The organism is Segatella salivae DSM 15606 (assembly GCF_000185845.1).
Taxonomy (GTDB): domain Bacteria; phylum Bacteroidota; class Bacteroidia; order Bacteroidales; family Bacteroidaceae; genus Prevotella; species Prevotella salivae.
Map to the genome: position 1 here is coordinate 632,197 of NZ_GL629647.1, position 13,601 is coordinate 645,797.

Here is a 13,601-nt window from a genome sequence, read left to right on the forward strand (position 1 = left end):
TAATAATGCAAATATACAAAATATATTGATTACGTTATTACATTTTGATAACATTCTTTTATAAAGAATCGAAAAGTTTTTATTTTATGTTTCTTATACATAGAAAATGGGAATAAAAAAGAACAATTAAGCAATATACGCCATAAATTAGAAAGGCATAGGTTCCTTATTATTAATAGGAGGAGGAAAAGTCCCGTCTATATGAGTCATATCACCTTCATTCATCTTAGAACCAATAATTTCTCCATCACCACTTTTATTAGCTGTATATGATTCTTCAGGGTTACGGAAACTTGTAAATTCACCCTTAAATGTTAACAAGACATCACCTGTCGCACCTTTACGATGTTTCGCTATGATTACTTGTGCCATTCCATGTAAGTCGTTACCTTTTTCATCTAAATAGATGTGATAGTACTCTGGGCGATGAACAAACAAGACCATATCGGCATCTTGCTCTATAGCTCCTGATTCACGAAGATCACTTAACTGTGGACGCTTACCTTCAAGTCCCTCTCTATTCTCAACCGTACGATTCAACTGGGACAACGCAATAATAGGAATGTCAAGTTCTTTGGCTAATCCTTTCAATGAGCGAGATATCGTTGACACCTCTTCTTGACGGCTTCCAAATTTCATTCCATTAGCATTCATCAACTGAAGATAGTCAATCATGATAATCTTTACACCCTTTTCACGAACCAATCGACGTGCTTTCGTACGAAGTTCAAAGACCGAAAGACCTGGTGTATCATCCACATAAACAGGAGAACCCGTCAGTTTTGTTAGGTTTTTATCTAATCGATCCCACTCGTCAGGCGTTAACTGTCCATTAAGAATCTTACTACCTGCTATTTCACAAGTATTAGAAATCAAACGATTCACAAGCTGAACATTATTCATTTCAAGAGAAAAGAATGCTATAGGAATATGATAATCAACCGCAATATTCTTCGCTAAGCTCAATGCAAAAGAGGTCTTTCCCATGGCAGGACGTCCTGCTATAATCACAAGGTCACTCTTTTGCCATCCACTTGTCATTTCATCAAGATCGGTATATCCTGTAGGAATACCCGTGAGTCCACCAGTATTGGCAGACGCTTTCTGAAGAATATCTAAGGCTTGTTGTATGACTGGATCAATCTGCGTATAATCTTGCTTCATGTTCTTCTGTGATATTTCAAACAAAGAACCTTCAGCTTCTTGCATCAACGCATCAACATCAACTGTATCGTCAAAGGCCTTCTCCTCCACCCTACTGGCAAATTGAATCAATTGCCGAGCCAAAAACTTCTGTGCAAGAATATGAGCATGATACTCAACATTAGCAGAAGATGCCACACGATCACTAATATCAAGTAAATAACCAGGCCCTCCTATATCATCAATTGTACCTTGTGATTTCAATTCTTCGGTCACAGTCATGATATCAACAGGCCGTTCTGTCATATTAAGATTCTGAATTGCCTGATATATTTTCTGGTTTCTTGGCTCATAAAATGTTTCAGGTCGAATAATTTCTGAAACCAAAGAAAAAGCATCTTTGTCTATCATCAACGCACCAATAACAGCTCTCTCAATATCTGTTGCTTGGGGTTGTAAATGTCCATAAGTATTATCTACTTTGACTGAAGACTTGCGACGTTTTGTTGTATTACTATTATTTTCTGCCATGGGAGAATGATTTTCCGCAAAGGTAACCAATTTTTTGATTATAGAAGTTGATGGTCTATGGATTTTTTGTATTTTTGCAATACGAATTAAAGACAGAAACAATGATAACATTTCCTTGTGCCAAGATTAATCTTGGACTTAACATTGTTGAGAAACGAACTGACGGCTACCATAATTTGGAAACAGTTTTCTACCCCATTCCCCTTTATGATGCACTTGAAATCAAACACATGGGAGAAGAATTTCCCTCTCTTGTTGATTGTGATTTAAAGGTAACAGGAAACATAGTGGATTGTAATGAGGCAGACAACCTTGTTATCAAAGCTTATAATTTGCTGGCTAAAGATTATAAACTTCCTCGTGTTCATGCTCACCTTTTTAAATATATACCTTCACAAGCAGGACTTGGAGGCGGATCAAGTGATGCTGCATACATGATAAGATTGATTGATGAACGATTCAGATTGAATATAGGTAAAGCTGAAATGGAAAGGTATGCAGCGAAGCTTGGAGCTGATTGTGCATTCTTTATCAGTAGCGAACCAGTATTTGCAACAGGAATTGGTAATGTATTTTCTCCTATTAAAGGCATCAAGGAGACACTAAAAGGATACTATATCACAATCATAAAACCAGATGTTGCCATTTCAACAAAAGAAGCTTATGCCAACATAACACCTCACAAACCTAAAATATGTTGTCGTGATATCATTAAACAACCTATTGAAACATGGAGAGACCTATTGGTGAATGATTTTGAAGAATCTGTCTTTAAGCTTCATCCCGAAGTAGAGAATATAAAGAATAAGCTTTATGAGCAAGGGGCCATCTATGCTGCAATGAGTGGGAGTGGAAGCAGTTTATTTGCTATCTTCAAAGCAGAACCACAACATCTTGATAGTTATTTTACTGATTGTTTCACCTTTTCCGTACAACTCTAATGATGAAAGACAATGAAAAAGAAATGTTTCCACTCGTATTAGAGAATGGTAATATCATAGGAAGTATCAGCCGAAATGAGGCACATGATGGCACAAAACGACTGCATCCAGTGGTTCATCTCCATGTGTTTAATAACAGAGGAGAGCTATATCTTCAGGAACGTCCAGCCTGGAAAGATATTCAACCCAATAAATGGGACACAGCATGTGGTGGACATATAGATCTTGGAGAGAATGTAGAAGAAGCTCTAAAACGTGAAGTTAAAGAGGAATTAGGGATAACTGATTATATCCCTGAACGCATTGGACAATATGTTTTTGAGAGCGATCGTGAGAAAGAACTTGTCTATGTACATAAAACAACATACAATGAACAAATCTTTCCCAATGCACAAGAACTTAATGGAGGACGCTTTTGGACGAAGGAAGAAATTGAAAGCAATCTAGGAAAAGACATATTCACTCCCAATTTTGAAAGCGAATATAAACGTTTCTTCCATAAAGAAGAATAAACTTATAATAATAAAAAAAGAGATTACAATCTAAAATGCAATCTCTTTTAATCTGTTATCTTAGAAAAATTATTTCTTAAAGAAATCTTTTACAGCCTCATTTGGAACCATCTGCTCATCAAAAACATAAGCACCAGTCTTAGGGCTCTTTACCATCTTAATTACTTTTGAGTAAGCGCGACCATCCGTTGAACCTTCATGGAGGGTAGCGACCGCTTTCTTTGCCATATCTTATATGTGTTAAAAGGGTTATTACTTAATCTCCTTATGAAGAGTCATCTTCTTCAGGATTGGGTTATACTTCTTCAACTCAAGACGCTCAGGAGTATTCTTACGATTCTTTGTTGTTACGTAACGGCTTGTTCCTGGCAGTCCACTATTCTTCATTTCAGTACATTCGAGAACGACCTGCACTCTATTACCTTTAGCTTTCTTTGCCATGATAATTATTCTCCTATAACTTTAATGTCTTTCCAGTCGCAGAAACCCTTAGAAACGGCCTGCTTCAAAGCTGCGTCAAGACCAACTTTATTAATGAGACGAAGACCAGCTGCGCTGACCTTGAGGCTAATCCAGCAACTCTCTTCTACATAGTAGAACTTCTTGCTGAAGAGGTTTACATCAAAGCTCCTCTTTGTACGATGCTTTGAGTGAGACACATTACAACCTATCTGTGCCTTCTTTCCTGTAATCTGACAAATCTTAGACATTGCTATCTTTAATTTTTGTTTTCGTTTTTTGATACTTATTCCAAACAGGGTGCAAAATTACAAATATTTTTGAATTATACAAAACATTTCTCCAAAGAATAAGAGGAATTAAGTATTTTTTTGCTTTAACCAACTGTTTTGCCGGTTTTTTCTTTCATATAGTCAAGAAACAAACGCAAAGATTGATTGGTGGCAATGGCTAAGTTTATATCACGACCAAAGTCTTTATCAAGTTTCATCGTGCGAACATCATCCTTATTTCCGCAAGCCAACCATATTGTTCCTACAGGAATATCCGGTGTACCACCAGTTGGGCCAGCAACACCTGTTGCTGCCAAAGCATAATCAACACGTAAAGTCTCACATGCTCCTATAACCATTTGCTGTGCAACCTCTTCACACACAGCGGTCTTTTCCTCTAAGGTTTCATGACTAACGTGAAGTAAATTCTCCTTAACTTCATTTGTATATGAAACGATTCCACCCTTAAAATATTCGCTTGCGCCAGGAACAGCTATGATAGCTTCTGCTATACGTCCGCCAGTACAACTCTCGGCTGTTCCTATTGTGAGACCATTGTCATATAAATATTGCTGTAGTTCTTTACTTAGTACTTTCGTTTCAAGTTCCATCTTATGTTTTATTTAAAAGTTACTTTTGAGAATGCAGGAGCATCAATGCGACCAAAGTCATGGTCAGTAAACTTATATTGTCCCACAATAGCAATCATAGCTGCATTATCTGTAGTATAACTGAACTTTGGAATGTAAATAGTCCAACCATATTTCTCTGCATGTTCGCGAAAGGCATTACGCAAACCATTATTCGCCGAAACTCCACCGGCAACAGCAACATGCTTGATTCCTGTTTGCTTTACAGCCTTACGCAACTTATTCATCAAGATATCTACTATTGTATATTCAAGACTTGCAGCCAAATCATTCTTATGATGCTCTATAAAATCAGGATCTTCCTTCACCCAATCGCGAAGATTATAAAGAAAAGATGTCTTTAACCCTGAGAAAGAATAATCACATCCTGCAATTTGTGGCTCAGCAAATTTAAATGCAAGAGGATTGCCTTGACGTGCCAATCGATCAATAATCGGACCACCAGGATAGCCGAGACCCATTACTTTCGAGCATTTATCAATGGCCTCACCTGCTGCATCATCAATCGTTTGTCCAAGCACTTGCATATCATTATAGGCATTAACCTTAACAATCTGCGAATTGCCTCCTGACACCAACAAACAAATGAAAGGGAAAGGAGGAGCACTTTTATCATCATCATTTTCTTTGATGAAATGAGCCATGACATGGCCTTGTAAATGATTCACATCTAACAATGGAATATTCAATGACCGTGCTAAACCTTTTGCGAAATTAACACCAACGAGCAAAGAGCCCATCAAGCCCGGACCACGCGTATAAGCCACTGCACTCAACATTTCCTTTGTTATCCCGGCGCGCTTGATTGCTTGATTAACAACAGGCACCACATTCTGCTGATGTGCACGTGACGCGAGTTCTGGAACAACGCCACCATAAGCTTTATGTACATCTTGAGAGGCTGTCACATTAGATAACAGCACTCCATTTCGCAATACTGCTGCAGATGTATCATCACACGAGCTCTCAATACCTAATATATAAATATCTCTTTCTTCTTCCATAATCACGATTTACAATCTTGCATAAGTACATTAGTAAGATAAGACTTCAACACCCGTTTCAGTCATCAAGAAAGTGTGTTCCCATTGCGCACTCGGCTTTTCATCCCCAGAAATGACCTCCCATCCATAAGGATCGTCTGCATCAATAAACACCTTCCATGTACCCATATTTATCATTGGTTCTATCGTAAACACCATTCCGGGCACCAATAACATTCCAGTTCCACGATGACCATAATGAACAACATCTGGCTCTTCATGCATGGCAAGCCCTACCCCATGTCCGCAAAGATCACGCACAACACCATAATGATATTTCTCTGCATGCTTTTGGATAGCATGACCAATATCTCCTACAAAGCAATAGGGTTTTGCTGCTTCTGCGCCAATATCCAAACACTCTTTAGCAACCCTTACAAGCTGTTCTTTTTCAGGGGTAGTCTTCCCGCCGATGATAAACATTCGTGAGGCATCTCCAAAATAACCATTCACGCTTAAGGTCATATCAACATTCACAATATCCCCTTCTTTGAGAATATCTTCTTCTTTTGGAATACCATGACAAACCACCTCATTTATACTCGTGCATACACTCTTGGGGAAGCCCTCGTAACCTAAACAAGCAGGCACAGCATTGTTATCCTTACAATACTGCATACAAATATCATCAATTTTCTGAGTCGACATTCCTGGATGTATCGCTGCAGCTACAGCATCCAAACAACCAGTGTTTACTTTGCTGGCAATACGAATACCTTCAATTTGTTCCGGGGTCTTTATAAGATCGCGGGTAGGCACCTCTTTGCCTTTGTTCTCCCAATACATTACTTGTTTGTCGAGCTCTGTCAGAGGCTGACCTGGCAAGCAATGCCATCTTTTTTTCTTGAAATTCATATTTAAACGCTTAAACTTGAATGCAAAAATACAATATATAATTGAAACCAACAATTTTTTCTTCATAATCTTATGCAACGACTTTACACACCCATTATAAGCTGAAACACAGGGAACTCTATCTCTCTCTTCTATGTTAGAATCACACATTCTCGCGTGTAATTTCCTCTTTTTATTCTTTCTGAGTCACTCAGAAGCACATTTTTTCTTCATTTGGCCTTTTTGAGTCACTCAGAAGCGTAATTTTTCTCCATTTGGCCTTGCAGAGTCACTCAGAAGCGTGATTTTTCTTCATTTAGCCTTTCTGAGTCGCTCAGAAGCGTGATTATTCTCCATTTGACCTCTCCGAGTCACTCAGAAGCACATTTTTTCTTCATTTGGCCTTTCCGAGTCGCTCAGAAGCGTATTTTTTCTTCATTTGACCTTTCTGAGTCGTTCAGAAGCTTGACACTACTCTTTTTGACTTCAAATTGTGTAATTCTATGAAAACAAAGCACTTCGGAGAGCATTTTAAGCCCGATTTCCGAAAAAAGTAGCCATAAATTTTCATATCAACTAAAAAACTCGTATATTTGCAAACCCGTAAGGAAGAGAGGCAATTAAACAGAAAAGGAATACAAAATAATACAATACAAATATGACTAAAGCAGATATCATTAATGAAATTGCTATGACAACAGGCGTGCAGAAAAGAGATGTTGCTGTCGTTGTTGAAAGTTTTATGGAAACCATAAAGAATAGTTTACTTGAGAAAAAAGAGAATGTATACCTGCGTGGATTTGGTAGTTTCGTCATTAAGCATCGTGCAGCAAAGACCGCACGCAATATCCTCAAGAACACAACAATGATGATTGAGGCACACGATTTACCAAGTTTCAAACCGTCAAAATCGTTTGTAGAACAAATGAAGAAATAACGATAATAAATAATAATATCTCAAAAATTAAAAATTATGCCAAACGGAAAGAAGAAGAAGGGCCACAAGATGGCTACTCACAAGCGTAAAAAGAGATTACGCAAGAATAGACATAAGAGCAAATAAAGCTTGATAGCCTATTAAAAGGACTTAGGGGCATGTCAATACATCCACAAGGGAGTTGTGACATGCCCCTTTATAGTAAAGAAACTAAGTAAGGATAAAACAATGACAAGCGAAGTTGTAATCGACGTAAGGGAGAAAGAGATTTCGATAGCACTGCTGGAGGATAAGAATCTGGTGGAATATCAGAATGAGCCACGTCAGGCTTCTTTCTCTGTTGGTAACATCTACGCTGCAAAAGTTAAGAAACTCATGCCGGGACTTAATGCTTGCTTCGTAGATGTTGGTTATGAGCGCGACGCTTTTCTGCATTATCTTGACTTAGGCAGTCAATTCAATTCCTACGCAAAATACCTGAAACAAGTAAATAGCGATAGGAAAAAACTCTATCCTTTCAGTAAGGCACAACGAGTGCCCGACTTGAAAAAGGATGGAAGCGTTCAGCAAGTACTCACTGTCGGACAAGAAGTATTGGTACAGATTGTAAAAGAACCAATCTCAACCAAAGGTCCACGCCTGACAGGAGAGCTTTCATTTGCAGGACGTTTCATCGTTTTAATCCCATTTGGAGATAAAGTATCTGTATCTTCAAAGATTAAAAGTGGTGAGGAGCGTGCACGATTAAAGCAGCTCATCTACAGCATTAAACCAAAGAATTGTGGTGTAATTGTTAGAACAGTAGCCGAAGGAAAGCGCGTCGCAGAACTTGACACTGAAATGAAAGTGTTGAATAAACGATGGGAGGACGCTATTCTTAAGACGCAAAAACAACAAAAAAGACCACAATTAGTATTTGAGGAAACGGGCAGGGCTATCGCTATGTTGAGAGACCTGTTCAATCCAAGTTTCGAAAACATTTATGTAAATAACGAAGAAGTTTACAACGAGGTAAAACACTATTTGACGCTCATTGCACCTGAGAAAGCAGGAATCGTCAAGCTTTACAAAGGAAAAGTGCCTATCTTCGATAACTTCAATGTTACAAAACAAATTAAATCGAGCTTCGGTAAAACAATCAATTATAAGCATGGTGCTTATCTAATTATTGAACACACTGAGGCTTTGCATGTTGTAGATGTAAATAGCGGGAATCGTACCAAGGCTCAAAATGGACAAGAAGCCAATGCACTTGACGTAAACTTAGGTGCTGCTGACGAGATTGCAAGGCAATTAAGATTACGCGATATGGGAGGAATCATCGTCGTAGACTTTATTGACATGAATCTTGCTGAAGACCGACAGATGCTCTACGAACGCATGTGTAAAAATATGCAGAAAGACAGAGCAAGGCATAACATTTTGCCTTTGAGTAAGTTTGGACTTATGCAAATTACCCGTCAACGTGTGCGTCCGGCTATGGATGTCAATGTAGAAGAGACCTGCCCCACCTGTAATGGTACTGGGAAAATCAAGTCGAGCATCCTCTTTACCGACCAACTTGAAAGAAAAATTGACCGCCTTGTCAACAAGATTGGCATCGCAAAGTTCTATTTACACGTTCATCCGTATGTAGCTGCTTACATCAATCAAGGATTGATTTCCCTACGAAGGAAGTGGCAATTTAAATATGGTTTCGGCGTACATATCATTCCCTCGCAGAAACTTGCATTCCTGCAATACGAGTTTTATGATGCTAATGGAGAATTCATTGATATGAAAGAAGAAATAGAAACAAAGTAGAACACAATACTTATTAAAGTATTCTAAAACATAAAGCTGCATACAAGTCAGAATCTCTGAATGTATGCAGCTTATTGTTTTATGCTTATAAAGCGATTGAAAAAATTACTTTCTATGTTTACGTTTCAACTCAGGAATCTTGACCCTATCGCCTTCTTTTAGTTCTTTATTCTTGTTCATCACTTCAATATAACATTCCATGCCCGGACCTAAATACAGTCGACTGATTGACGAAAGAGTTTGTCCGCGTTTTACCTTTATCACTTGCTTAACCCCCACAATACGATAAGCACCAGTTCGAACACGTGCATCACTCGTGTTCAACGCCTCATAAGCATCTTCTTCCTTTGAAGAAACAGACTTTTCTGCAACAGAAGTAGGCTTTTCTACATCAGAAGTAGACTTTTCTGTAACGGATATAGGCTTTTCAGCGACCGATGTTGGCTTCTTTTCTTCTGCAGGAGCAGGCTTCTCAGCAACAGCTACAGGCTTGATAACCTTTGAAGGCCCCTTCATCGTGGAATATTGTTTCTTGAGAAGTTCCAGCTGAAGTGTCTGCACCTCCATTTTAAAGTTATAAATCTGTTCATTCTGCTGACACAATTTCATAAACATAAAACATATTGTACCAATCAGAACTACAAATAAGGCAACAAAGCCAACCACCAACGGCTTCATATAAGAAGACTTGCGAGGAGTATTCACTGTGGATATATTCTCCGTATCTTCATTGTCGTTTTCTCGACTATCAGTTTCCTCTATCATAGGCTCATCCTCCTTTTCTTGTGAAGATTCAAGCGCTTCCTCTTCATCCTTTGCTACATTATCTGAAGCTGTTTCAATCGTTTCCTGCGCCGTTTCTATTTGTTCTACTTCCGAAACATTAGTTTCTGAAATAGTTTCTTGCACCGTGTCTTCCTGCTTTTCTTCCTTCAACGACATTGTTTCGGCAGACATCTCCGACACAACAGCAATAGGTTCAACAGGCTCTTCACGAGGAAGCTCAATTTCTTCAACGGCCTTTTCCTCTACAATCTCTTTCTTTTCTTCGGCTGGAGCAACTTCTTCCACTTGCTCTTTGTATTCGTCCTCCAATTCTACCCCATCATTAACAACAACGGTTTCAAATTGTGAGAAAGGTTGATTTACTAACTCTTTCATGGCATTATCGGGAGCAAAAGAGAGCTTATCACGCCCTTCAATTACAATACGTTCACCGGTATTTACATCAATGCTTTCACGTGAACTGACGCTCGTCAACTTAAACGTACCCAAACCTTTTATCTTTACTTGCCGTTCACGATGCACGCCCTCATTAATGATTTCAGTCATCAACGAGATAAAAAGTTCAGCATCGGCCAATTTTATGCCATGCTTTTCAACGAGGAATCGGGCTAAATCTTTGATATTAGTCATTGTTTTCTCCTCCGTTTTTCAATTTCTCTTTTACCGATGCATTAGGCTTAAAAGCCAAGACGAGTTTTGGAGGTACAAGCATACGAAGTCCTGTCGAAGGATTTACAACAACCCGTTCCATGCGTTTCTTCACCTCAAACGTACCGAAACCTGACAGCGATACGTTCTCTCCGGCTTCAAAACTATTGCCCATTCCTTCAATAAGCGTGTTGACAAGCTTTTGAACATCGGCTTGCGTGTAACCGCTTCTCAACGCCATCTCTGAGATAAATTCTTTATTATTCATATCAAGAACTTCTATTTTATGACATGACCATACAAGTCAAAAGCTTCACTATCGGTGATTTCCACATGATAGAAATTACCAACCCGCAATTTCTTTTCTGATACAGGAATCAAAACCTCGGGGTCAACTTCAGGAGAACAAAACTCACTTCTGCCAACATAATAATCACCTTCTTTGCGGTCAATGATAACTTTCAAAGTTTTTCCAATCTTCGCCTCCTCAACAGCTGCACTGATTTCTTGTTGCACAGCCATTAAAGTGTCGAGACGCTTTTGCTTTACTTCTTCTGAAACATCATCCTTGTAATGTCCTGCACTATATGTACCTTCTTCTTCCGAATAAGTGAAAGCCCCCATACGCTCGAATTTTGCCCACTTAACAAAGTCAACAAGTTCGTTGAAATCTTCATCGGTTTCACCAGGAAAGCCAACCAACAATGTTGTACGTATGTGAATGCCTGGCACAGCCTCGCGTATCTTTTTAATAAGTTCTACCGTCTCTTCCTTGCTCACATGGCGGTGCATAGCATCGAGCATGTGGTTGGAAATATGCTGCAAAGCAATATCAAGATACTTACAAACGTTTGGTTTCTCTCGAATAACATCAAGTAATTCTAATGGAAATTCATTAGGATAAGCATAATGAAGTCGAATCCATTCTACCCCTTTTATGTCGGCAATATCACGAATGAGGTCAGCAATATGACGCTGCCCATCTATATCAACACCATAATAAGTGAGTTCTTGCGCAATAATCTGAAACTCTTTTACACCTTCTTCAACCAGTTCTTTTACTTCTTGAAGGATTTCTTCTTTCGGGCGACTTGTGTGTTTTCCCGTAATCAGGGGGATAGCACAATAAGCGCATTGACGATTGCAGCCTTCCGCAATTTTCACGTATGCATAATGGCGAGGTGTTGTCAGATGACGGCGACCATTGCAAGACGGAACATCGGCCTTACCAAGATCTGTCAGCAGTTGCTTATAATTGAATTTGCCATAAAACTTGTCTACTTCTGGAATCTCTTGCTCTAACTCATCTTTATAACGCTGCGAGAGACACCCCATCACATAGAGTCGCTTCAATCGGCCTTCATTTTTGGCATTGACAAACTCAAGAATGGTATTGATACTCTCTTCCTTTGCCGATTCAATAAAACCACAGGTATTGATGACAGCAATCTCACCATCGGGGCGCTTGCTGTCATGCACACAATGATAGCCATTGGCTTCGAATTGCTTCATCAGAAGTTCGCTATCCACGAGATTCTTCGAGCAACCCATGGTGATGATATCGATTTGATTTTTCTTCATCTATTATCCTTATAAACAATATCAAGCGAAAAGTGAATCAACAAATTCCTTGCGATTGAATAATTGCAAATCCTCCATCTTTTCGCCCAGACCAATATATTTCACAGGCACTTTCAACTGGTCACTAATGCCTATTACCACTCCGCCTTTAGCGGTTCCGTCTAATTTCGTGATTGCAAGACTTGTGATATTGGTGACCGCAGAGAATTGTTTTGCCTGCTCAAAAGCATTTTGTCCCGTGCTACCATCAAGCACAAGCATCACTTCATCAGGTGCTTCGGGCAACACTTTCTTCATCACCTCTTTGATTTTCTTCAACTCGTTCATCAGTCCCACCTTGTTGTGTAAACGGCCTGCGGTATCAATCAACACCACATCGGCGCCATTGGCCTTAGCACTTTGCAGCGTGTCAAAGGCTACGCTGGCTGGGTCTGAGCCCATTTGTTGCTTCACCACAGGCACGCCCACACGATCTCCCCAAATAGAAATCTGCTCTACGGCAGCCGCGCGGAAGGTGTCTGCAGCACCTAAATATACTTTTTTTCCTGCATTCTTAAACTGATAAGCAAGTTTGCCAATAGTCGTGGTCTTCCCCACTCCATTTACACCAACAACCAGAATCACATAAGGTTTGTGGTCGCTCGGAAGATCCCAACTATCATTATCGTCTGAATTGTTTTCAGAAAGCAGCGACGCAATCTCTTCTCTCAATATCCCATTCAATTCTGAAGTAGAAACATATTTATCGCGAGCAACGCGTGACTCTATTCGTTCAATAATCTTCAGCGTGGTATCAACGCCAACATCACTCGTGATAAGCACTTCCTCAAGGTTATCGAGCACCTCATCATCTACCTTTGATTTACCAGCAACGGCACGTGTGAGTTTACTGAAAACGCTCTCTTTCGTCTTCTCAAGTCCCTTATCAAGCGTCTCTTTCTTTTTCTTGTTAAACAGTCCAAAAATTCCCATAATTACGTAATTTGATGATAAACAGCAGATAAACAACATGATTAAAACAAACGTTCTTCTGAATAAATGCATCAGATGTGATAGCTATTCTAATCACAAACTGCTTGCAACGACATGCCGCTTATCGTTTGCAAAGATAATAAAAAAGTAAGGAAGAAAAAAAGGTCTCTATGTAAAATAACATGAGCCGAACGCAAGAGTGGCAAATTAAAACCTTATTTCACAATAACTTTTCTAAACTTGTAATCACAAACCTGCTCAACAAATTCTTTCTATCCACAGCTAACGATGCCATTTGCGAGGGTGCAGAAACGTCAAACCTTGTGGGAAACGACTTTCGCCAACCGCGGAAATGCCAAACCTTTCGGGAAATGACTTTCGCCAACCGCGGAAATGCCAAACCTTTTAAAAAGTGATTTGCGGGAAGCCCGCAAGCGCCAAAACCTTTAAAAAGTGATTTGCGGGAGGCCCGCAAGCGCTAAAACCTTT

The 13,601-nt window shown here is 39.4% G+C and carries 15 protein-coding genes; 4 read left to right on the top strand and 11 right to left on the bottom strand.

Annotated elements, in window-relative coordinates:
- Window positions 1-147: 147 nt before the first annotated feature.
- Window positions 148-1,674 carry a replicative DNA helicase gene (gene dnaB, locus HMPREF9420_RS02675; RefSeq protein WP_007133872.1) on the bottom strand — a complete coding sequence of 509 codons (1,527 nt, stop codon included), beginning with the start codon at window positions 1,672-1,674 and terminating at the stop codon, window positions 148-150.
- A 101-nt stretch (window positions 1,675-1,775) separates the two neighbouring features.
- On the opposite strand from dnaB, the gene ispE reads away from it, so the two are divergent.
- Together ispE and HMPREF9420_RS02685 are read left to right on the top strand one after the other, a co-directional pair.
- Window positions 1,776-2,615: a 4-(cytidine 5'-diphospho)-2-C-methyl-D-erythritol kinase gene (gene ispE / locus HMPREF9420_RS02680; RefSeq protein WP_044078710.1), complete on the top strand. Its 840-nt coding sequence runs from the start codon at window positions 1,776-1,778 to the stop codon at window positions 2,613-2,615.
- Window positions 2,615-3,127 (top strand): NUDIX hydrolase, encoded by a 513-nt coding sequence (locus HMPREF9420_RS02685; RefSeq protein ID WP_007133874.1) that lies wholly within the window; start codon window positions 2,615-2,617, stop codon window positions 3,125-3,127. The genes ispE and HMPREF9420_RS02685 overlap by 1 nt, the downstream gene beginning before the upstream one ends.
- A 69-nt stretch (window positions 3,128-3,196) precedes the next feature.
- Here the strand turns inward: HMPREF9420_RS02685 and HMPREF9420_RS13095 are convergent, their stop codons facing one another.
- The 6 genes from HMPREF9420_RS13095 to map form a co-directional block, all read right to left on the bottom strand.
- Complete coding sequence (locus HMPREF9420_RS13095) at window positions 3,197-3,355, bottom strand: DUF4295 domain-containing protein (RefSeq protein WP_004374897.1); 159 nt, start codon at window positions 3,353-3,355, stop codon at window positions 3,197-3,199.
- Between the two features lie 24 nt (window positions 3,356-3,379).
- Window positions 3,380-3,568, bottom strand: a complete 189-nt coding sequence (rpmG, locus tag HMPREF9420_RS02690; RefSeq protein ID WP_004374894.1) for a 50S ribosomal protein L33 — start codon at window positions 3,566-3,568, stop codon at window positions 3,380-3,382.
- A 5-nt stretch (window positions 3,569-3,573) separates the two neighbouring features.
- On the bottom strand, window positions 3,574-3,837 hold the full coding sequence (gene rpmB / locus HMPREF9420_RS02695; RefSeq protein ID WP_007133875.1) for a 50S ribosomal protein L28: 264 nt from the start codon (window positions 3,835-3,837) through the stop codon (window positions 3,574-3,576).
- 125 nt (window positions 3,838-3,962) lie between these two features.
- Window positions 3,963-4,469 (bottom strand): CinA family protein, encoded by a 507-nt coding sequence (locus tag HMPREF9420_RS02700; protein WP_007133876.1) that lies wholly within the window; start codon window positions 4,467-4,469, stop codon window positions 3,963-3,965.
- Between the two features lie 8 nt (window positions 4,470-4,477).
- Complete coding sequence (gene tsaD, locus HMPREF9420_RS02705) at window positions 4,478-5,512, bottom strand: tRNA (adenosine(37)-N6)-threonylcarbamoyltransferase complex transferase subunit TsaD (protein WP_007133877.1); 1,035 nt, start codon at window positions 5,510-5,512, stop codon at window positions 4,478-4,480.
- Window positions 5,513-5,542: 30 nt separating this feature from the next.
- A complete protein-coding gene (gene map / locus HMPREF9420_RS02710) occupies window positions 5,543-6,406 on the bottom strand; it encodes a type I methionyl aminopeptidase (RefSeq protein ID WP_044079045.1) in 864 nt (287 codons plus the stop codon).
- Window positions 6,407-7,043: 637 nt separating this feature from the next.
- Between map and HMPREF9420_RS02715 the strand changes: the two genes are divergently transcribed.
- Together HMPREF9420_RS02715 and HMPREF9420_RS02720 are read left to right on the top strand one after the other, a co-directional pair.
- Window positions 7,044-7,322 carry an HU family DNA-binding protein gene (locus HMPREF9420_RS02715; protein WP_007133879.1) on the top strand — a complete coding sequence of 93 codons (279 nt, stop codon included), beginning with the start codon at window positions 7,044-7,046 and terminating at the stop codon, window positions 7,320-7,322.
- Between the two features lie 228 nt (window positions 7,323-7,550).
- Complete coding sequence (locus HMPREF9420_RS02720) at window positions 7,551-9,125, top strand: Rne/Rng family ribonuclease (protein ID WP_044078712.1); 1,575 nt, start codon at window positions 7,551-7,553, stop codon at window positions 9,123-9,125.
- Between the two features lie 105 nt (window positions 9,126-9,230).
- Here HMPREF9420_RS02720 and HMPREF9420_RS02725 read toward each other — a convergent pair whose 3' ends face one another.
- The 4 genes from HMPREF9420_RS02725 to ftsY are packed head-to-tail and all read right to left on the bottom strand — an operon-like array spanning window position 9,231 to window position 13,112.
- Window positions 9,231-10,541: an HU family DNA-binding protein gene (locus HMPREF9420_RS02725; protein ID WP_007133881.1), complete on the bottom strand. Its 1,311-nt coding sequence runs from the start codon at window positions 10,539-10,541 to the stop codon at window positions 9,231-9,233.
- Window positions 10,534-10,827 (bottom strand): HU family DNA-binding protein, encoded by a 294-nt coding sequence (locus tag HMPREF9420_RS02730; RefSeq protein ID WP_007133882.1) that lies wholly within the window; start codon window positions 10,825-10,827, stop codon window positions 10,534-10,536. The genes HMPREF9420_RS02725 and HMPREF9420_RS02730 overlap by 8 nt, the downstream gene beginning before the upstream one ends.
- An 11-nt stretch (window positions 10,828-10,838) precedes the next feature.
- Window positions 10,839-12,140 (bottom strand): 30S ribosomal protein S12 methylthiotransferase RimO, encoded by a 1,302-nt coding sequence (gene rimO / locus HMPREF9420_RS02735; protein ID WP_007133883.1) that lies wholly within the window; start codon window positions 12,138-12,140, stop codon window positions 10,839-10,841.
- 21 nt (window positions 12,141-12,161) lie between these two features.
- On the bottom strand, window positions 12,162-13,112 hold the full coding sequence (ftsY, locus tag HMPREF9420_RS02740) for a signal recognition particle-docking protein FtsY (RefSeq protein WP_007133884.1): 951 nt from the start codon (window positions 13,110-13,112) through the stop codon (window positions 12,162-12,164).
- Window positions 13,113-13,601: the final 489 nt, after the last annotated feature.